Below are 20,081 nucleotides of genomic sequence, written 5' to 3'. Positions count from 1 at the left end.
GCTCCAACTATGCACGCACGGGTGGCGCAGCCGCCGGGAGTAAGTTCGCACAGTATGACGACACGGATACTGAGCGAACTGAGGATTCCCATCGTCGGAGCACCCATGGCGGGAGGTCCGTCGACGCCCGAGCTGGCGGCAGCAGTGTCGAGCGCAGGTGGCCTCGGCATGATCGCCGGTGCGCTGCTGACGCCCGAAAAGCTTGCCGAGCAAGTGAATTGGGTGCGTGGCACGCTCGGGTCGGTGCCGTTCGGTGTCAATCTGTTCATGCCCGAGGACGCGACGGGCGCCGACGTCGACGCCTACGCAGCTCGGCTGCAGCCCTGGTTCGAGAAGTACGACGTCGAACCAGGAGCGCTGCCGCGTCGCGACGACTTCTACCCCGAGAAGTTCGAGTGGCTGATCACCGACCCGGTGCCCGTCGTGTCGAGCACGTTCGGCACGTTCACCGCCGACGAGGTCGCACGTCTGCACGCCGTCGGGACCGAGGTGTGGGCGACGGTCGCGCGCGCCGAGGACGCGTCGGTGGCCACTGCGAACGGGGTCGACGCGCTGGTCGTGCAGGGGCCGGAGGCCGGGGGTCATCGCGGTACGTTCGACGGTTCTGCGCCCGAGGCTCCGCTGGCCGAGGTTCTCGACGCGGTGGCCGCGGTCTCGGGCCTGCCGCGCATCGCAGCAGGCGGCCTCATGGACGGCAACGACGTTGCGCCGCTGTTGGATTCGGGTGCAGCGCACGCAGCTCAGCTCGGGACCGCGTTGCTCGACACCCCGGAAGCCGGCACGAGGCCGGTGCACCGTGAACAGCTCACCCGCATCGCGAACACTGCTGTCACGCGGGCGTTCTCGGGGCGCCCTGCACGGGGTCTCGAGAACGACTTCATGCGCGAGAACTCCGCTGACGCACCGCTGGCGTACCCCGACGTGCACTACCTGACCGGGCCGATGCGCGCGAAGGCCGCGGCCGCACACGATCCGTCGGCGCTGTCGATGTGGGCCGGTACGGGACATGCTCGCGTGCAGTCGCTTCCGACTGCCGAGCTGATGGCGACATGGGCGAGGCAGTTGGGCCGCTGACGCGGCCCGTGCGTGCGAATGTGCAGCCCGCTGCACATTCGCACGCACGAAAGGGTCAGCTGGTGTGCGCCGGCTGGAAGTGCCCGGCCGCCTGTGCTTCCTCCGCACGGATGACGTGCACGACGGCGTTGATCAGCGCGAGGTGCGTGAACGCCTGCGGGAAGTTGCCGAGGTGCCGACCGGTGCGCGCGTCGATCTCCTCCGCGTACAGCTTGAGCGGACTCGCGTATCCGAGCAGACGCTCGCACAGGTGCTTGGCCCGCTGCAGTTCACCGATCTCGACGAGCGCCGACACCAGCCAGAAGGAACAGATGGTGAAGGTGCCTTCCTCGCCCTCCAGGCCGTCGTCCGTGGTGTCGACCTTGTATCGGAGAACGAGTCCGTCGACGGTCAGCTCGTCGGCGATCGCGAGAACCGTTGCGCGGACGCGTTCGTCGTCGGCGGGCAGGAACCGCAGCAGCGGCACGAGCAACAACGACGCGTCGAGCGAGTCGTGGCCGTACCGCTGGGTGAGTACGCCACGCTCGTCGACGCCGTTCGCGAGCACGTCCTCGCGGATCTCGTCGGCGATCTTGTTCCACTCGTCCGCGTACTCGTCCTCGCCGTGGATCGACGCCAGCTTGGCGCCGCGGTCGAGCGCGACCCAGCACATCACTTTCGACGACGTGAAGTGCTGCGGCTCGCCGCGCACCTCCCAGATGCCGCGGTCGGGCTTTCTCCAATTGGCGATGGCCTCTTCGACCTGACGCTTGAGCAGCGGCCACAGCGACTCCGGAACGTGCTCCCGTGAACGCACGTGCAGGTACACCGAATCGAGCATGGTGCCCCAGATGTCGTGCTGCTCCTGGTTGTACGCGCCGTTGCCGATGCGGACGGGCTTCGCGCCGTCGTAGCCGGAGAGGTGGTTCAGTTCGCTTTCCTCCAGCGTCTTCTCACCACCGATTCCGTACATGACCTGCAGGGGATTGGCGCTGCCGTCGTCGGAGACCGAGACGTCCGACATGAACGAGAAGAAGTCGTTGGCCTCACGGTCGAGTCCGAGTGTGTACAGGCCCCACAACGCGAACGTCGAGTCGCGCACCCAGGCGTAGCGATAGTCCCAATTTCGTTCGCCCCGTGGGGTCTCCGGTAGAGACGTGGTCGACGCGGCCAGCAGGGCGCCCGTCGGCGCGTACGTCAGGCCCTTGAGAGCCAGTGCGCTGCGCTGAAGGTATCCGCGCCACGGGTGATCGGGGAAGCGTCCGATGGTGATCCACTGACGCCAGCATTCGGACGTGCGCCACATCTTCTCGGCGGCCTCGTCGAACGTCTTGGGTGCCGGGAGGTCGGACCACGAGAGTGCGACGAACACGTTGTCGCCTTCGGTCATTCGCGTGCGGGCGCGAGCCTCGCGACCTTCGATGCCGATGCGCAGGTTGGTGGTGAGCTTGAGCGTCGGCTGATCACCGATCGAACTGGCCTCGCACGTCGCAGTCGCTTCTTCGTAGACCTTGCCGGTGTACTCCCAGCGGGCGGGCGCTCGGTGGTAGTCGAACGCGGGCTCACAGCTCATCTCGAGTTCGACGGTCCCGCTGACGCATTTGACCGTGCGAAGCAGTATGTGTTCGGCGTCCCAGTCGCTCGGGGCGCGCTTGTGCGTGCGGGAACGCTGATCGGTGTTGTGCCAGGGCCCCATCACCAATGCGTCGCGCACGATGATCCACCCGGTTTCGGTCTGCCACGTCGTCTCGACGATCAGTCCGCCGGGCAGGTAGCGACGCGCGGCGGGAACCGACTGTCCGTAGGGGCCGACGCGGAAGTGGCCTGCGCTTCGGTCGAGGACGGCGCCGAAGACGCTGGGGGAGTCGGGACGCGGCACACACATCCACTCGACCGACCCGTTGCGCGCGATCAGGCATGTGGTCTCGCAGTCGGAGAGAAACGCGTAGTCGTCGATGGGGGGAAACGCGCTGCGGTAGGAGATCGGAGTCGAGATCGGGGCTTCCGTGCTGGCCAGGGCGCCCTGGCCGTCGTGTCCGTCCATGTCGGGTGCGCCCGGTAGCGGAATCATGTCGTCGCGTACGGGTACGTTGATCGACTTGTCCTCGTATGCCGTCATACGCCAATCATCGACGCAGGAGTGCGCGTCGTCCACCGATGCGGGTCGTCGGCGTGGCGGCTACTACAGTGACACAGGTGCACGCGTTAGCCACATGGTGGGACGGAATCGAGCTGTGGGTCACCGGACTCCCGTTCGTTCCCCAGTCGATCGTCGTGCTTCTGGTTCTCGTGCCGATCGCGTTCGGGGTGGCGCGGTTGTTCGACCGCGTGCTGGCCGAGGTTCTGCGTGCGCTCGGACGCGATGCCCGGTCCGACCGCGACGTCGCTGTCGCAACGGACGATTCACCGTCGAGGGAAGGTCACTGATGCCGAAGTCGAGAGTCACTCTCGCGCTGATCGCGCTGCTGGTACTCGTCGTACTGGCGTGGCTGCTGACCCGGTAGACCGACGCGATGAGGGGCGCGGAGTCGGATTTTCGGTCCGTCGAAGTCCTCTGCTAGATTTCTGACCGTGTCTGCCGCTGCCGAGTACCGGGTCCGCCATGAGTTGGCGTTGATTGCGGTCGGCAAGCTCGATGTCGCAGATATCGACTGTTGTCGAATCACGTCCTAGACGCGAACTGTTCTCCGGCGGTAGATCGCGCATCCATGTAGAGGGTGCGCCTGCGTCGGTGCACGTCTCGCGGACGGTTCGGCTCGTTCGTCGCCCTCTCGGGGGTTGTCGACGGCGCAGTCCACGGACCGTCCTCCGGCACGACTTCCGTACGACCTTCCGTGGATCCATCCGAGGCAACACTCGATGAAAGGCCCTACTCGATGAGGCACAGCTCTCGTTACCTGCTCACCACGTTCGCAGCCGTCGGAACCCTCGTTCTCGCTGCGTGCGGGGGTGGATCGAGTGACACGGTCGGCGGCTCGACCGACACGTCGAGCGGTCCTGCTCTGACGCTGGTCGGCTACGCGGTGCCGAAGAACGGGTGGGACGCCATTGCTCCCGCGTTCGCGGCCACCGAGGACGGCGACGGTACGTCGATCAATGCCGACTACGGCGCGTCGGGCAACCAGTCGCGCAAGGTGGCCGACGGCGCGCCCGCCGACATCGTCAACTTCTCCGTCGAGCCGGATGTGACCCGTCTGGTCAAGGCAGGCAAGGTCGACGAGGACTGGAACCAGAACGCATACGGCGGTGTTCCATTCGGTTCGGTGGTGACTCTCGTTGTGCGCGAGGGTAATCCGAAGAACATTCAGACGTGGGACGATCTGCTGAAGCCGGACGTCCAGGTCATCAGCCCCAGCCCGCTCAGCTCCGGCTCGGCCAAGTGGAACCTGTTGGCTCCTTACGCGGCCAAGAGCAACGGTGGCCAGGACAAGCAGGCCGGCCTCGACTACGTGCAGCAGCTGGTCTCCGGCCACTTCCCCGTGCAGCCCGAGTCGGGACGCGCGGCGACCGAGGCGTTCCTGCAGGGACAGGGTGACGTCCTGATCAGCTACGAGAACGAGGCGTTGCTCATCGAGGAGCAGGGACAGCCGGTCGAGCATGTCGACGTCGCCGACACCTTCCGCATCGACAACCCCGTCGCCGTCGTCAACACGAGCGCGCAACTCGACAGGGCGAACGCGTTGAACGATTTCGTCTACACCGACGAGGGACAGCGCATCTGGGCCGAGGAAGGGTTCCGGCCGACGAACCCGGAGATCGCCGCCGAGTTCACGGACAAGTTCTTCACGCCCGCGACGCTGCGCACGATCGACGATCTCGGTGGTTGGGAAGCCGTCGACGCCGAGCTCTTCGGTGACAACGGAGCCATCACCACTATCTACAAAGAGAACACGCAGTAATCACCATGTCCTCGACGCACATCGATTCGGCCCCCGGCACGCGGCCTTCCCCCCGAAAGGGGCGGAAGTTCCGCGGGTCGGGTTCGGTCGGGCCCTTCGGTCTCGGGGTCGCGGTGCTCTGGCTGAGCATCATCGTTCTGCTGCCGCTGGCGGCTCTGACCGTGAAATCGTTCGACGACGGCATCTCGGGCTTCTGGGATGCGATCACCGAGCCGCGCGCCATCGCCACGTTCAAGGTCACCCTGGAGGTGTCGGTGGCCGCCGCGGTCATCAACCTCGTGTTCGGAACGCTGATCGCCTGGGTGCTCGTCCGCGACGACTTTCCGGGCAAGCGCATCGTCAACGCGCTGATCGATCTGCCGTTCGCTCTGCCGACGATCGTCGCGAGCCTCGTGCTGCTGTCGCTGTACGGTCCCGCGAGTCCGATCGGTCTGGTGTTCAACGCGACGAAGCCGGCAGTCGTCGTCGCGCTGCTGTTCGTGACGCTTCCGTTCGTGGTGCGCGCCGTCCAGCCGGTCCTGATCGAACTGGACAAGGAAGTGGAAGAGGCCGCCGCGTCCCTGGGCGCGAACAACTGGACGATCTTCCGCTCGATCGTTCTCCCCGTGTTGCTGCCGTCGATTCTCAGCGGTGCCGGCCTCGCGTTCGCCCGTGCCATCGGCGAGTTCGGTTCCGTCGTGCTGATCGGCGGCAACATTCCCGGAGACACGCAGATCGCGTCGCAGTACATCCGTGAGCTGATCGAATACGACCAGCCCGTCGATGCCGCCGCCATCTCCGTCGTCCTGCTCGCGCTGGCATTCGTGGTGCTGTTCGTACTGCGCATCGTCGGTAACCGGCTCGCCCGGCGTGAGGAGCAGATCCGATGAAGGTCGGACTTCCCGTCAAACTGTCACTGCGCACGGTCGCGCTGCTGTACCTCGCGGCGTTGGTGCTGTTTCCTCTCGCGGCAATTCTGTTCCGCACGTTCGAGGACGGCTTCATGCAGTTCTGGGGCCTGATCACGACGCCTGCAGCGCAGTCGGCGCTGCAGTTGTCGTTGCTGATCGTCGCGATCGTGGTGCCGGTCAACGTCGTGTTCGGTGTCATCACCGCGTTGGCTCTCGTCCGCGGGCGCTTCCGCGGCAAGGGCATCCTCGAGGCCGTCGTCGATCTGCCGTTCGCCGTGTCGCCCATCGTCACCGGTGTCGCCCTCATCCTGCTGTGGGGTGCCAACGGATGGTTCGGTGGTGTCGAGTCCCTCGGTTTCAAGATCATCTTCGCGTTGCCCGGCATGGTCATCGCGACGATCTTCGTGACGCTTCCGTTCGTCGTCCGCGAAGTCGAGCCGGTGCTCTACGAGATCGGCGAGGAGCAGGAGGAGGCGGCATCGACTCTGGGAGCGTCGTCGTGGCAGACGTTCTGGCGCATCACATTGCCTGCGATCCGCTGGGGTCTGACCTACGGCATCGTCCTCACCGTTGCCCGTTCACTGGGTGAGTTCGGTGCGGTGATCATGGTGTCGACGAACCTCCCCGGCATTTCGCAGACGCTGACGCTCCTGGTGAACTCACGGTACGAGGACTTCAACCAAGCAGGCGCCTACGCCGCGTCGACTCTGCTCATGGCAATCGCCGTCATCGTGTTGCTGCTGATGACTGCCCTCGACAAAAAGAGGACGAAGTAATGACCGCACAGAAGAGTTCCGACATCGAGATCTCCGTGGTGGGTGCCAAGAAGAACTACGGCGACTTCGCGGCTCTCGACAACGTGAGCATCGACATCCCCAAGGGGTCGTTGACGGCGCTCCTCGGTCCGAGCGGTTCGGGCAAGTCCACGCTGCTGCGTTCGATCGCCGGTCTCGAACAGCTCGACTCCGGCCAGGTCATTCTGGCGGGCGAGGACGTGACGTGGGTCAGCCCGCAGAAACGCGAGATCGGCTTCGTGTTCCAGCATTACGCAGCTTTCAAGCACTTGAGCGTGCGTGACAACGTCGCGTTCGGATTGAAGATTCGCAAGCGTCCGAAGGACGAGATCAAACGCCGCGTCGACGAATTGCTCGAGATCGTCGGGCTCGCGGGCTTCCAGACGCGTTTCCCCGCGCAGCTGTCCGGCGGTCAGCGTCAGCGCATGGCGTTGGCGCGAGCACTCGCCGTCGACCCTCAGGTTCTGCTGCTCGACGAGCCGTTCGGTGCACTCGACGCGAAGGTGCGCGAAGACCTTCGGACGTGGCTTCGCCGCCTGCACGACGAGGTGCACGTGACGACGGTCCTGGTCACGCACGACCAAGAGGAGGCGCTCGACGTCGCCGACCGCATCGCCGTCATGAACAAGGGACGGATCGAACAGGTCGGGTCACCCGAGGATCTCTACGATCGCCCCGAGAACGACTTCGTCATGTCGTTCCTCGGACAGGTCGCCAAACTCAACGGAATGTTGGTGCGACCGCACGACATTCGCGTCGGACGGGATCCGGCACTCGCACTCGCGCAGAAGAACGGCACCGCGGAGTCGGCCGGTGTGACGCGGGCGATCGTCGAACGCGTCGTCCACCTGGGATTCGAGGTCAAGGTGGAGCTGAAGAACGCTGCGACGGGTGAAGCGTTCTCCGCGCAGATCACGCGAGGCGACAGCGAAGCTCTGCAGCTCGAACCCGGTGAGACGGTGTACGTGCGGGCGACGCGCATCCCGCAGATCGTCCCGACCGGCTAGGGGCCTGCGCCCCCCGTGCGCGGGAATGTACAGCCCGCTACGCATTCGCGCGCACGGGTGGTGGAGCCGCCCACCGCCGCGTCGTACCGTGCCGACACGACATCGGCGACGAAGGGGTGGTCACCGAGAACGTCGGCGTGGGTGATGTCGATGTCGAGTGCGTCGACCTCGTCGCGCACTCGGTCGGTGAGCAGCCCGGGGGCGATGAACCACGGGACGATGACGATGCGACGCGCCCCGGCTGCCGTCAGATGCGAGATCGCTTCGGTGGGACCAGGATTGCGGTTCGTCGCGAAGCACGTCACCGCGCCCGCCCATCCCGTTCCGGCGGACACACGCGCTGCCAGTGCGCGGGTACGCCGGTTCGCCGCCTCCCTGGACGATCCGACTGCCGCGACCGCGACGCCGATCGTTGGGTCGTCCACGTCCACGCCGGCGCCGAGAATGCGGGCACGCAGCGCATCGACGAGGCAATTGTCGTCGCCGAGGACCTCGGCTTGCACCAGCGAGAGGGACGGGTGCCGCCGTCGCGCGGCATCCAGAATCCCGGGCAGATCGACCCGGGCATGAAAAGCGTTGCCGAGCAACAACGGAACGAAAGCAGCGGATTCGTGCCCGTCGGCGGCGACCTCGTCGATGACCTCTTCGACGCTGGGTTCGGTCAGATCCAGATATGCGACCCTGACGTCGAGGTCGGGCCGACGCACGCGAACGCGGTCGACCACTGCGCCCACGGTCCGCGACGAACGAGGGTCGCGGCTACCGTGGGCGACGGCGATCAACACACCCATGTCAGGACGGAACCGGTTCTCCCAGTTCGACTGCCGACAGCGCGTCGCCGACGAGACCGGCGGCGAGGGTGTTGCCTCCGGCAGGATCGATCAGCAGGAAGCTGCCGGTGTGCCGGTTGACGGCGTAGTCGTCGGCCACGATGGGCTCGGCGACGCGCACTGAGATGCGCCCGATGTCGTTGAGCTCCAGCGTTTCCGGAGACGGGTCGGCCGTCAGGTTCTGCTCGTCGAACTTCTCGACCAGTGCGCCGACGATGGCCTGCGTCGTCCGGGTTCCGTGCTTGAGCAGCAGGCGTGCACCCGGGCGAAGGGGCTTCTCGGCCAGCCAGCACACGGTGGCGTCGAACTCGCCGATGGGCTCGGGAGCGTCCTGCGGCGAGACGATGGAGTCTCCGCGGGACACGTCGACGTCGTCGGCGAGGATCAGCGTGACGCTGCGTCCGGCGCTTGCGGAATCGAGTTCGCCGTCGGCGGTGTCGATGCGCTCGACCGTGGTCCGGGTACCGGACGGCAGGACGACGACCTCGTCACCGGGGGCGACGGTACCTGCGGCGACCTGGCCCGCGTAGCCGCGGTAGTCCGGGAATTCGGCTGTGCGAGGACGGATCACGTACTGCACGGGGAAGCGAAGTCCGACGCGGTGCGGCTCGGCGTCGACCGGAACCGACTCGAGGTGCTCGATGAGCGTCGGACCGTCGTAGTAGGGCGTGTTGGTGGATCGGACGGCGACGTTGTCTCCGTGCAGAGCCGACACCGGGATCTCGACGACGTCCTCCGCGGCCCAGCCGAGCGACGAGGTCAGCGAGTTGAACTCGGCGGAGATGTCCGCGAACACCGTCGCCGGATCCTCGACGAGGTCGATCTTGTTGACGGCCAGCACCAGCTTGGGCACACCGAGCAGGGCGAGAACCGCCGCGTGCCGACGCGTCTGCGTGATGACGCCCTTGCGCGCATCGACGAGCAGGATGACGAGCTGAGCCGTCGACGCGCCCGAGACGGTGTTGCGGGTGTACTGCACGTGGCCCGGGGTGTCCGCGAGAACGAAAGATCGTGCAGGCGTGGCGAAGTAGCGGTACGCGACATCGATGGTGATGCCCTGCTCGCGCTCGGCGCGCAGACCGTCGACGAGGAGCGACAGGTCGGGAGTGCTGAGGCCGCGGTCGACCGATGCGCGTGTGACGGCGTCGATCTGGTCCGCGAGAACGGACTTCGTGTCGTACAGCAGCCGACCGACGAGGGTGGACTTTCCGTCGTCGACGCTGCCCGCCGTCGCGAGACGCAGAAGCTGTGAATTGGACGAACTCATCAGAAATATCCTTCGCGCTTGCGGTCTTCCATGGCCGCCTCGGAGACGCGGTCGTCGCCGCGGGTGGCGCCACGTTCGGTGAGTCGGGAGGCGGCGACCTCGGCGAGAATCGCCTCGTTGTCCGCGGCGTCGGACAGGACGGCTCCGGTGGTGGATCCGTCACCGACGGTGCGGTAGCGCACGGACAGCGTCTGCAGCTCCTCGGCCTCGGTGGGGCCGCCCCACACGCCTGGAGTCATCCACATGCCGTCGCGCTGGTACACCGGACGCTGGTGCGCGTAGTAGATGCTCGCCAATTCGACGTTCTCGCGCGCGATGTAGCGCCAGATGTCCAGCTCGGTGAAGTTGCTGAGTGGGAAGACGCGAACCTGCTCACCGGGGGAGTGCTTGCCGTTGTACAGGTTCCACAGTTCCGGCCGCTGCTTCTTGGGGTCCCACTGACCGAATGCGTTGCGCAGCGAGAAGATTCGTTCCTTGGCGCGGGCGCGTTCCTCGTCCCGTCGGGCACCGCCGAAGACGGCGTCGAAGCGGTTCTCGGAGATGGCGTCGAGCAGCGGCACTGTCTGCAGCGGGTTGCGGATGCCGTCGGGGCGCTCGGTGAGGCGGCCGTCGGCGAGGTAGTCCTCGACCTTGGCCACGTGCAGGCGCAGGTTGTACTTGGACACGACGTGGTCACGGAAGTCGAGGACCTCCTGCAGGTTGTGCCCGGTGTCGACGTGCAGCAGCGAGAAGGGCAGGGGCGCAGGCCAGAACGCCTTGATCGCGAGGTGCAGCAGGACGGTCGAGTCCTTGCCTCCCGAGAACAGGATGACCGGCCGTTCGAACTCGCCCGCGACCTCACGGAAGATGTGGATGGCCTCGGACTCGAGTGCGTCGAGGGTGTCGAAGCGCGTGCTGTCGACCTGGGGGCGCTTGGTGGCGAAGTTGAGTGTCATGAGGCGTGCAACCCACATTCCGTTTTGGCCTTACCGGCCCACCGTCCGCTACGCGGATCGGCGCCGGGGGCGGGCTTGACGGTGCACGGCTGGCACCCGATCGATGGATACCCCTCGTCGACGAGAGGATTGACGAGAATTCCGTGTTCGTCGATGTACCGCTGCATGTCGTCGTCCGACCAGGCCGCGATGGGATTGATCTTGACGAGGCCGAACGCGTCGTCGAAGGAGATCAGCGGCGCGTTCGCCCGAGTGGGAGCCTCGACGCGTCGGATGCCGGTGACCCACGCGCTGTAGTTCGCGAGTTCCTTCTTCAGCGGCGCGACCTTGCGCAGCGCGCAGCAGCGGTTCGGCTCGCGGGCGAAGAGGTCCTTGCCTTCGATCGAATCCTGTTCGGCGACACTGTGTTCGGCGCGAGCGTTGATAACGTTGACGCCGTAGACGGCCTCGACGGCGTCACGGGTTCCGATGGTCTCCGCGAAGTGGTAACCGGTGTCGAGGAACAGGACGTCGACGCCGGGATGCACCTGAGTCGCGAGGTGCACCAACACTGCGTCCTGCATGTTCGACGCCACGATGTAGTCGTTGCCGAACTCGCGCTCGGTCCACTGCATCAATTCGGTGGCACTCGCACCGTCGAGTTCACGGGCGCCGCGCTCGGCGATCGCCTTCAGCTCGTTGACCGTCAGATTCATTCTCGTGCTCATCGCAAATCCGCCTCGTCTGCTCGCACGGCCCACTGCGCGAACCGCTCGCCATCTTCGCGGTGCTTGACGAAGTTCCGCACCACTCGTTCGATGTAGTCGCCCAGCTCGGTGCTGTTCACCTTGTGCTGGCGCAGCTTTCGGCCGAACGCGCTGTCCAGGCCGAGGCTGCCACCGAGGTGAACCTGGAAGCCCTCGACCTGATTCCCGTCGCCGTCGTCGACGAGCTGTCCCTTGAAGCCGATGTCCGCGATCTGCGAGCGCGCGCACGAGTTGGGGCAGCCGTTGATGTTGATGGTCACCGGGACGTCGAGCTGGGCATTGACGTCGGCGAGCCGAGCCTCGAGATCGGGAACGAGGACCTGCGATCGCTTGCGCGTCTCGGCGAACGACAGCTTGCAGAACTCGATTCCGCTGCACGCCATCAGGTTCTTGCGCCAGTGCGACGGCCGAGCCGGCAGCCCGAGTGCGTCGAGATCGGCGATGAGATCTTCGAGCTTGTCGTCCGGGACGTCGAGCACGATGAGCTTCTGGTACGGCGTGAATCGGATGCGGTCCGATCCGGCCTTCTCCGCGGCGTCGGCAACCTTGCCGAGGATGGTGCCCGAGACACGACCGGCGATCGGTGCGACGCCGACGGCATTGAGACCGTTCTTGAGCTTCTGGATGCCGACGTGGTCGCGCGGACGCGCGGGCTTCTCGGGCGCGGGACCGTCGATCAGCTTGCGGTGCAGGTACTCGTCCTCGAGAACCTGGCGGAACTTCTCGATGCCCCAGTCCTTGATCAGGAACTTCAGGCGCGCCTTCGTGCGGAGGCGACGGTAGCCGTAGTCGCGGAAGATCGAGACGACGCCTTCCCAGACGTCGGGTACCTCGGCGAGCGGCACCCAGACGCCGACGCGCTGCGCCAGCATCGGGTTGGTCGACAGTCCGCCGCCGACCCACAGGTCGAGACCGGGTCCGTGCTCGGGGTGGTTCACGCCGATGAACGCGACGTCGTTGATCTCGTGCACGACGTCCTGCAGGCCGGAGATCGCCGTCTTGAACTTGCGGGGCAGGTTCGAGTACTCGGGTTTGCCGATGTAGCGCTCGACGATCTCGTCGATGGCAGGCGTCGGATCGAGGATCTCGTCGACGGCCTCGCCTGCGAGAGGCGACCCGAGCACGACGCGGGGGCAGTCACCGCACGCCTCGGTGGTCTTCAGGCCGACGGCTTCGATGCGACGCCAGATCTCGGGGACGTTCTCGACCTCGATCCAGTGGTACTGAACGTTCTCGCGGTCGGAGAGGTCGGCGGTGTCGCGAGCGAACTCCTTGGAGATACCGGCGAGCGTGCGCACCTGCTCGACGTTCAGCGCGCCTGCGTCGCACCGAATGCGCATCATGAAGTACTTGGCTTCGAGCAGATCGATGTTGTCGTCGCCGGTGTACGTGCCGTCGTATCTCTGCTCGCGCTGGGTGTAGAGACCCCACCAGCGGAAGCGGCCGCGCAGATCGCTCTTGTCGATGCTGTCGAAGCCTTGCTTGGAATAGATGTTCTCGATGCGAGCCCGCACGTTCAGCGGGTTGTCGTCCTTCTTGGACTGCTCGTTGGGGTTGAGCGGCTCGCGGTATCCGAGCGCCCACTGGCCCTCGGCCCGTCGCTTGGCCGGACGCGGCGTGCGTTCCCGCGGGGCTACGCGCGCCGGGGCGGACGAACCCGCGTCGGTCGGGGCGTCGGTGGTCGACGACATCTACTGCTCCTGCATCTTTTCTCTACCGGGCGGCCAAGGGGAGGGGCTGAGACTCACCACTTGCACACGCGTCCGGACGGATCGGGGGTGTGGCGGGGAACTACCGGGAACGAGCTGTGGGTCGAGGGGGAGCCGGCAACGGGCTCAGCAACACACTCGACAGCATCGACACGACGAGCTGCAGACACGCTTGAGGTCGACGTGGCGGCGCGCCACGAGTCGGATCCCGGTGTCAGTCACGGCGACCATTGTGCCACGTCATTCGGCCAGGTCCGACCATGGACGCCTATTTACCCGAATTTCACGGTAAATAGGCTGGCAGAGACGTTGCCCTCACGCCGGAAAGTGTGCCGCACTCGGTCTGGAACACTGGACGGGTGAACATCGTTGCCGCTCCACCCGTGCCCTTCGAGCTGCCCGACGCGGCATTCGACGGCGTCGGGCAACGGCCGTTCGGTGTGTACGTCCATGTTCCGTTCTGTGCGACGCGGTGCGGCTACTGCGATTTCAACACCTACACCGCCGGGGAACTCGGAACTTCCGCCTCGCCGCAGTCCTGGCGCGAGGCGATGCGTCGGGAGTTGGAGGCGGCTGCGTCGCTGCTCGCCGATCGCGCGGGCGTCGTGCCGACGGCCGACACCGTGTTCGTCGGAGGCGGGACGCCGTCGCTGCTCGGAGGCGACGGCTTGACCGACGTTCTGAATGCCGTCCGCGCCAGTTTCGGTCTGACCCCGGGGGCCGAGGTGACGACGGAATCGAACCCGGAGTCGACGTCACCCGAGTTCTTCGACGCGCTCCTGTCGGCAGGGTTCACGCGTGTCTCGCTCGGAATGCAGTCCGCGGCACCGCACGTCCTTCGGGTTCTCGATCGCACGCACACCCCGGGCCGGGCAGTGGCCGCCGCGAGGGAAGCGAAGGCGGCCGGCTTCGGCCACGTCAACCTCGATCTCATCTACGGCACGCCGGGGGAGCGTCCCGAGGATCTCGACAGCTCGCTCGACGCGGTGCTGACGGCAGGCGTCGACCACGTCTCGGCCTACGCGCTCATCGTCGAGGACGGCACGGCCATGGCACGCAAGGTGCGTCGCGGGGAGCTGCCGATGCCCGACGACGACGTCCTCGCCGCCCGCTACGAACGGATCGACTCCGTTCTGTCCGGTGCGGGGCTGAGCTGGTACGAGGTGTCCAACTGGGCGAGCGACGCCGACGCGGAGTGCAAGCACAACGTCGGCTACTGGGACGGCGGAGACTGGTGGGGTGCCGGGCCGGGTGCGCACAGCCACGTCGGCGGTACGCGGTTCTGGAACGTCAAACACCCTGCGCGGTACGCGGATCAGCTGGCGTCGGGCGCGTTCCCGGTGGCAGGCAGCGAATTGTTGACGCGCGAGGATCGGCATCTCGAAGAACTGATGCTGAAGATCAGGCTCAGGACGGGCCTTCCGGCCGACGTGCTCGACGTGGACGAGCGTCACGCGGCGGACCAGGTCGTCGCCGATGGGTTGATGACGTTCGACGACGGGCGATTCGTACTCACCGATCGCGGCCGACTGCTCGCCGACGCCGTCGTACGCAGCATCGCTGCGTGAGGGCTCAGGCTCCCAACAGGTCGTAGTCGAAGACGCGGGCGTGCAGGACGGTTCGGTTGCGTAGCGCGGCGCGCACGGCCCGGTGCAAGCCGTCTTCCAGGTACACGACGCCTCGGTAGTGCACGGCGTGTGGGAACAGGTCGCCGTAGAACGTGGAGTCCTCGGACAGCAGACGATCGAGTTCGAGCACCTTCGTGGTCGTGACGATCTCGTCGAGTCTGAGCTGGCGCGGCGGGATCTTCGACCAGTCACGCAGCGACAACCCGTGCTCCGGGTAGGGCTTGCCGTCGCGAACGCCTTTGAAGATCATTCGGTATCCGTCGTCGTCGAATGGGGCACCCGACCACAGTAAGGCCTTGCCGTCACCGACGGCGGTAGGGCCACTAGACTCGAACTCCGACGTGAACAGTGGAATGGAGGTGGGCACCGATGTCGAGCACCGAAGACAGGCGGTTCGAGGTTCTACGCGCGATCGTCGCCGACTATGTCTCCACCCAGGAACCCGTCGGCTCGCGGGCTCTCGTCGAGCGACACAACCTCGGGGTGTCCAGTGCGACAGTGCGCAACGACATGGCTGTTCTGGAGGCCGAGGGGTACATCGCGCAGCCGCACACCAGTTCGGGGCGTGTCCCGACGGACAAGGGGTACCGGCAGTTCGTCGACCGCATCGCCGACGTCAAGCCGCTGTCGACGTCCGAGCGTCGCGCGATCCTCGAATTTCTCGAGAACGGCGTCGACCTCGACGACGTCCTGCGCCGCGGTGTGAGGTTGCTCGCGCAGCTGACCCGACAGGTGGCCGTCGTGCAGTACCCGACGCTGTCGGTGTCGTCGGTGCGGCACCTCGAAGTGGTCGCGTTGACGCCTGCACGCCTTCTTCTGGTTCTGATCACCGACTCCGGTCGCGTCGACCAACGCATCGTCGAGTTGGGCGACGTCATCGACGACGAAAATCTCTCCCAGCTGCGCAACCTGCTCGGTGGCGCGCTCGAAGGCAAGCGCCTCGCGGCCGCGTCGGCCGCTGTCGCGGAACTCGCCGAGAATTCGCCGCCCGCGTTGCGCGACGCCATGATTCGGTCGGCGACGGTGTTGATCGAATCGCTCGTCGAACATCCCGAGGAGCGTCTGGTTCTCGGCGGCACCGCCAATCTGACGCGCAACGCCGCCGATTTCGCCGGGGACGCGGGATTCCCCGGTTCGCTGCGCGCGGTGCTCGAAGCGCTCGAGGAGCAGGTGGTCGTCCTGAAGCTGCTGGCCGTGACGCAGGACACGCGCACGGTGACCGTGCGTATCGGGGAGGAGACGCAGGTCGAGGAGATGCGCGGTACCTCGGTGATTTCCACCGGATACGGTTCGGCTGGCATGGTGCTCGGGGGCATGGGCGTGCTCGGACCCACACGAATGGACTACCCAGGAACAATTGCATCGGTCGCAGCCGTTGCGAGATACATCGGAGAGGTTCTCGCGGAACGCTGAGGGCCGTCATCCACTCATGACGCGTCGACGACGTCGGCGCACACGGAAATTCGACGAGGACGAAAGAGACTTACGTGGCACGGGACTATTACGGGACGCTCGGGGTCGGCCAGAAGGCGACCGATCAGGAGATCAAGCGCGCGTATCGCAAGCTCGCGCGCGAACTTCACCCCGATGTCAATCCGGACGAGGCCGCGCAGGCTCGCTTCAAGGAGATCTCGACGGCGTACGAGGTGCTGTCCGACCCGGAGAAGCGCCGGATCGTCGATCTCGGCGGAGACCCGCTGCAGCAGGGCGGCGGCGGAGGTGGCGGCTTCGGCGGCGCGGGCTTCGGCGGTGGACTCGGTGACGTGTTCGAGGCGTTCTTGGGCGGCGGTGGCGGGGGAGCCGGCCGTGGTCCGCGGGGGCGCGTCCAGCCAGGAGCCGACTCGCTGCTGCGCACCAAGTTGACACTCGACGAGTGCGCGACCGGCGTCACCAAGCACATCACCGTCGACACGGCGATTCTGTGCGACCTGTGCACCGGTTCGGGCACCAACGGCGACTCGAAGCCCGTTCGGTGCGAGACCTGTGGCGGCGCGGGTGAGGTCCAGTCGGTGCAGCGTTCGTTCCTCGGTCAGGTCATGACGTCGCGTCCGTGCCCCACCTGCCGCGGTGCGGGCGAGACCATTCCCGACCCCTGCCGCAAGTGCGCAGGCGACGGTCGGGTTCGTTCGCGCCGCGACATCACCGTGAAGGTTCCCGTCGGCGTCAGCAACGGCATGCGTATCCGTCTGGCCTCGCAGGGCGAGGTCGGCCCGGGTGGTGGCCCGGCAGGTGACCTGTACGTCGAGATCGTCGAGCAGCAGCACGAGGTGTTCGTCCGCGACGGCGACGACCTGCACTGCACCATTCGCGTCCCCATGGTCGACGCGGCCCTCGGCACCAAGGTGTCGGTCGACGCGATTCTCGACGGCCCGACCGACATCGTCGTCGATCAGGGCACACAGCCCGGTTCGATCGCGGTCCTGCGCGGACACGGCATGCCGAAGCTGCGTTCCGGCGTCCGAGGCGACCTGCACGCTCACCTCGAGGTCGTCGTGCCGTCGAAGCTCGACAACAAGCAGACGCAGTTGCTCGAAGACCTGCGCGCGCTCCGCGACCGTGACGCGGCCGAGGTGGTCACCACCGGCTCCCAGCACAGCGGCGGGTTGTTCTCCCGGCTGCGGGAAGCGTTCAGCGGTCGCTGACGATGGCGGCGACGGTCTTCTACCTCGATCCTCTGCCTGACGTCGGCGGTACGGCCGTTCTCGACGGCAAGGAAGGGCGTCACGCCGCCACGGTGCGACGCATTCGGGTCGGTGAGCGCATTCTGCTGTCCGACGGTCACGGCGGTATCGCCGAGACCGTCGTCACGGCCGCCGAACGTGACCGGCTCGAGATGGCCGTCGAAACCCGGTCCGACGTTCCCCGCCCGACGCCGTCGGTCGGGGTGGTCCAGGCGCTGCCCAAGGCCGACCGTTCCGAATTGGCCGTCGAACTCGCGACCGAGGCGGGGATCGACAGCATCGTGCCGTGGCAGTCGTCACGCTGTGTCGCCAAGTGGGAGGGGGCGAAGGCCGACAAGGGCGTCGCCCGGTGGCAGTCCGTCGCGACCGCTGCGGCGAAGCAGTCGCGTCGTCCGTTCGTCCCGGAAGTTGCACCGCTGCACACCAATTCGGCAGTTGTCGCGCTGGCCCGCGGCGTCGTCGAGCGCGGTGGAATCGTCGCGGTGCTGCACGAGGCGGCGTCCGTTCCCTTCTCGTCACTGTCGTTCCGCGAGGTGCCCGAAGTTCTGCTCGTCGTCGGTCCCGAAGGTGGTCTCACCGATTCCGAGGTCGCTGCGCTGACCGGTGTCGGTGCGACCCCGGTCATGTTGGGGCCCACCGTGTTACGGACGTCGACCGCTGCAGCGGTCGCGCTCGGCGCGCTCGGAGTCATGACGAATCGCTGGGCACAGGCCCCGCTCGATTTTCAGGCCACTCGGTGACCCGGCAGACCATCTCCTACGGCGACCATCCCGAAAAGTTCGGTCATCTCTACCTCCCGGAAACCCCTGTGACCGTTCCGGTTCCGGTGGTCATGGTGGTTCACGGAGGGTTCTGGCACGGCCGCTACGCGCTGAACCTCGGTACGCAGTATGCCGTCGAATTGTCGCGAGCCGGGTTCGCCGCCTGGAACGTCGAGTACCGACGCGTCGGTGCGGGCGGGTTGTGGCCGGAGGTGAGCCGAGACGTCGTCGACGCACTGCAGGCCGTGGGCGGCGTCGTGCAGGAGCGCTCGTCGATCCCACTCGACACCGGCGATGTTCGGCTTCTCGGTCACTCCGCGGGCGGTCACCTCGCGGCATGGCTGGCGAGTCGACGAGAGTTGCCGATCAGGCCGGCGCGGGTCGTCGCGCAGGCAGGGGTGCTCGACTTCGTCGTCGGGCCCGCGGCAGGTGACATCAACCCTGCGGTGCGGGAACTGCTCGGGACGAGTTTCGAGAACGACCCCGATCTGTACCGTTCGGCATCTCCGTTGTGCCTGCTGCCGACCGGCGTTCCGATGCACTGCATTCATGGCTCGCGCGACGTGCAGGTGCCGGTGTCGCAGAGCGAACGCTACGTGTCCGCGGCCCTCGACGCCGGCGACGACGCGACGTTGTCGGTGGTCGACGGGGAGGACCACTTCGACTTCCTGAGGCCGGGATCGACGTGCTGGACCGAGTCCATCGCGGCCGCGACCGCGCCCACCGCCGGGTAATTGGAATGCGAGCCCCGCTGCGCGCGTTAAACTCGTGGGCAGTTCGAGCCCCGTCCGCGACACCCGAAAGCAGGCCATACACACCACGTGAGTGAACACAGCGATCTTCCCGCCGAACGTCTGGTTCGGTCCAGCATGGAACTGGCGCCCGAGGCAGTGCTTCCGCTTCTCGGCGCATCGGACGAGAACCTCAGGACCCTCGAGCAGCTGCTGTCCGCCGATGTGCATGTCCGAGGCAACACGGTCACCCTGAGCGGCAAGGTAGCCGACGTCGCGCTGGCGGAACGTGCCATCACCGAGCTCGCCGCCGTCGTGAAGCGGGCGCAGCCGCTGACCCCCGACGCCGTCCGGCGCACGGTCGGGATGCTCACCGACGGAGTTTCCGAGTCGCCTGCAGAGGTGCTCAGCCTCGACATTCTCTCGCGTCGCGGCAAGACCATCAGGCCCAAGACACTCAACCAGAAGCGGTACGTCGACGCGATCGACGCCAACACCATCGTGTTCGGTGTCGGACCCGCCGGTACGGGCAAGACGTACCTGGCCATGGCCAAGGCCGTGCAGGCGTTGCAGGCCAAGCAGGTCAGCCGCATCATCCTGACGCGTCCTGCCGTCGAGGCCGGTGAGCGGCTCGGATTCCTGCCCGGCACGCTGCACGACAAGATCGATCCGTACCTGCGCCCGCTGCACGATGCACTCCACGACATGATGGACGTCGAGGCCATTCCGAAGTTGATGCAGGCGGGAGTCATCGAGGTCGCGCCGCTCGCGTACATGCGTGGACGCACCCTCAACGACGCGTTCATCATTCTCGACGAGGCGCAGAACACCACGGCCGAGCAGATGAAGATGTTCCTCACCCGTCTCGGTTTCGGTTCCAAGATCGTCGTGACCGGTGACATCACCCAGGTAGATCTGCCCGGTGGCGCGAGATCGGGCCTGCGTGCCGCGACGGAAATCCTCGGCGGCGTCGACGACATTCACTTCGCGCAGCTCACCAGCAGCGACGTGGTCCGGCATCGCCTGGTGTCGGAAATCGTCGACGCGTACGAGCGGTTCGAGTCGTCGAGCAACAGCGATCTCGGGGTGGGTAACCGTGCGCAGCGACGCTCCGGCGGTGCGCGCTCGGCACGCCGGTAAGGTCTGCTGG

Annotated in this window: 20 protein-coding genes; 13 read left to right on the top strand and 7 right to left on the bottom strand. The window is 66.4% G+C overall.

Going from position 1 to position 20,081, the window contains the following annotated elements:
- Positions 1-54 precede the first annotated feature (54 nt).
- Positions 55-1,074 (top strand): nitronate monooxygenase, encoded by a 1,020-nt coding sequence (locus tag HQ354_RS01670; RefSeq protein WP_222634046.1) that lies wholly within the window; start codon positions 55-57, stop codon positions 1,072-1,074.
- Positions 1,075-1,129: 55 nt separating this feature from the next.
- Here the strand turns inward: HQ354_RS01670 and HQ354_RS01665 are convergent, their stop codons facing one another.
- Entirely contained in the window at positions 1,130-3,172 is a 2,043-nt protein-coding gene (locus HQ354_RS01665; protein ID WP_068423685.1) for a glycoside hydrolase family 15 protein, read from the bottom strand.
- A gap of 77 nt (positions 3,173-3,249) precedes the next feature.
- Between HQ354_RS01665 and HQ354_RS01660 the strand changes: the two genes are divergently transcribed.
- The 6 genes from HQ354_RS01660 (at position 3,250) to HQ354_RS01640 (ending at position 7,643) form a co-directional block, all read left to right on the top strand.
- On the top strand, positions 3,250-3,480 hold the full coding sequence (locus tag HQ354_RS01660; protein WP_174551379.1) for a hypothetical protein: 231 nt from the start codon (positions 3,250-3,252) through the stop codon (positions 3,478-3,480).
- Positions 3,481-3,624: 144 nt separating this feature from the next.
- A complete protein-coding gene (locus HQ354_RS26000) occupies positions 3,625-3,726 on the top strand; it encodes an Ms4533A family Cys-rich leader peptide (RefSeq protein ID WP_367946703.1) in 102 nt (33 codons plus the stop codon).
- Between the two features lie 203 nt (positions 3,727-3,929).
- Complete coding sequence (locus HQ354_RS01655; protein WP_167678793.1) at positions 3,930-4,952, top strand: sulfate ABC transporter substrate-binding protein; 1,023 nt, start codon at positions 3,930-3,932, stop codon at positions 4,950-4,952.
- A gap of 5 nt (positions 4,953-4,957) precedes the next feature.
- On the top strand, positions 4,958-5,821 hold the full coding sequence (gene cysT / locus HQ354_RS01650) for a sulfate ABC transporter permease subunit CysT (RefSeq protein WP_068423681.1): 864 nt from the start codon (positions 4,958-4,960) through the stop codon (positions 5,819-5,821).
- A complete protein-coding gene (gene cysW / locus HQ354_RS01645; protein ID WP_222634045.1) occupies positions 5,818-6,618 on the top strand; it encodes a sulfate ABC transporter permease subunit CysW in 801 nt (266 codons plus the stop codon). Before cysT ends, cysW begins: the two co-directional genes overlap by 4 nt.
- Positions 6,618-7,643 (top strand): sulfate/molybdate ABC transporter ATP-binding protein, encoded by a 1,026-nt coding sequence (locus HQ354_RS01640; protein WP_222634044.1) that lies wholly within the window; start codon positions 6,618-6,620, stop codon positions 7,641-7,643. Before cysW ends, HQ354_RS01640 begins: the two co-directional genes overlap by 1 nt.
- Here HQ354_RS01640 and HQ354_RS01635 read toward each other — a convergent pair.
- The 5 genes from HQ354_RS01635 to HQ354_RS01615 are packed head-to-tail and all read right to left on the bottom strand — an operon-like array spanning position 7,640 to position 13,112.
- Positions 7,640-8,434, bottom strand: coding sequence for a sirohydrochlorin chelatase (locus tag HQ354_RS01635; protein ID WP_222634043.1), 795 nt, complete (start codon positions 8,432-8,434; stop codon positions 7,640-7,642). The genes HQ354_RS01640 and HQ354_RS01635 overlap by 4 nt on opposite strands.
- A 1-nt stretch (position 8,435) precedes the next feature.
- On the bottom strand, positions 8,436-9,740 hold the full coding sequence (locus HQ354_RS01630) for a sulfate adenylyltransferase subunit 1 (protein WP_114332100.1): 1,305 nt from the start codon (positions 9,738-9,740) through the stop codon (positions 8,436-8,438).
- Positions 9,740-10,675 carry a sulfate adenylyltransferase subunit CysD gene (cysD, locus tag HQ354_RS01625; protein ID WP_222634042.1) on the bottom strand — a complete coding sequence of 312 codons (936 nt, stop codon included), beginning with the start codon at positions 10,673-10,675 and terminating at the stop codon, positions 9,740-9,742. Before cysD ends, HQ354_RS01630 begins: the two co-directional genes overlap by 1 nt.
- Positions 10,672-11,370, bottom strand: coding sequence for a phosphoadenylyl-sulfate reductase (locus tag HQ354_RS01620; protein ID WP_374107335.1), 699 nt, complete (start codon positions 11,368-11,370; stop codon positions 10,672-10,674). The genes cysD and HQ354_RS01620 overlap by 4 nt, the downstream gene beginning before the upstream one ends.
- Positions 11,371-11,378: 8 nt before the next feature.
- Entirely contained in the window at positions 11,379-13,112 is a 1,734-nt protein-coding gene (locus HQ354_RS01615; protein ID WP_222634040.1) for a nitrite/sulfite reductase, read from the bottom strand.
- A 377-nt stretch (positions 13,113-13,489) separates the two neighbouring features.
- Between HQ354_RS01615 and hemW the strand changes: the two genes are divergently transcribed.
- Positions 13,490-14,698 carry a radical SAM family heme chaperone HemW gene (gene hemW / locus HQ354_RS01610; protein WP_222634039.1) on the top strand — a complete coding sequence of 403 codons (1,209 nt, stop codon included), beginning with the start codon at positions 13,490-13,492 and terminating at the stop codon, positions 14,696-14,698.
- Between the two features lie 4 nt (positions 14,699-14,702).
- Here hemW and HQ354_RS01605 read toward each other — a convergent pair whose 3' ends face one another.
- Positions 14,703-15,008, bottom strand: a complete 306-nt coding sequence (locus tag HQ354_RS01605) for a type II toxin-antitoxin system VapB family antitoxin (protein WP_068378754.1) — start codon at positions 15,006-15,008, stop codon at positions 14,703-14,705.
- 119 nt (positions 15,009-15,127) lie between these two features.
- Here HQ354_RS01605 and hrcA point away from each other — a divergent pair, with 119 nt between their 5' ends.
- The 5 genes from hrcA to HQ354_RS01580 all read left to right on the top strand — a co-directional run bounded on the left by hrcA (position 15,128) and on the right by HQ354_RS01580 (position 20,071).
- Positions 15,128-16,171 carry a heat-inducible transcriptional repressor HrcA gene (hrcA, locus tag HQ354_RS01600; protein ID WP_068420403.1) on the top strand — a complete coding sequence of 348 codons (1,044 nt, stop codon included), beginning with the start codon at positions 15,128-15,130 and terminating at the stop codon, positions 16,169-16,171.
- Between the two features lie 74 nt (positions 16,172-16,245).
- Positions 16,246-17,400, top strand: coding sequence for a molecular chaperone DnaJ (gene dnaJ / locus HQ354_RS01595; protein WP_222634038.1), 1,155 nt, complete (start codon positions 16,246-16,248; stop codon positions 17,398-17,400).
- Between the two features lie 2 nt (positions 17,401-17,402).
- Positions 17,403-18,179 (top strand): 16S rRNA (uracil(1498)-N(3))-methyltransferase, encoded by a 777-nt coding sequence (locus HQ354_RS01590; protein WP_222634037.1) that lies wholly within the window; start codon positions 17,403-17,405, stop codon positions 18,177-18,179.
- Entirely contained in the window at positions 18,176-18,934 is a 759-nt protein-coding gene (locus HQ354_RS01585) for an alpha/beta hydrolase (protein WP_222634036.1), read from the top strand. The genes HQ354_RS01590 and HQ354_RS01585 overlap by 4 nt, the downstream gene beginning before the upstream one ends.
- Positions 18,935-19,069: 135 nt before the next feature.
- A complete protein-coding gene (locus HQ354_RS01580; RefSeq protein WP_261768622.1) occupies positions 19,070-20,071 on the top strand; it encodes a PhoH family protein in 1,002 nt (333 codons plus the stop codon).
- Positions 20,072-20,081: the final 10 nt, after the last annotated feature.

This window comes from Rhodococcus sp. BP-261 (genome assembly GCF_019835205.1).
Classification (GTDB): Bacteria; Actinomycetota; Actinomycetes; order Mycobacteriales; family Mycobacteriaceae; genus Rhodococcoides; species Rhodococcoides kyotonensis_B.
Note: the sequence above shows the minus strand (reverse complement) of the source record. Positions and strands in the feature narration are given on the sequence as shown.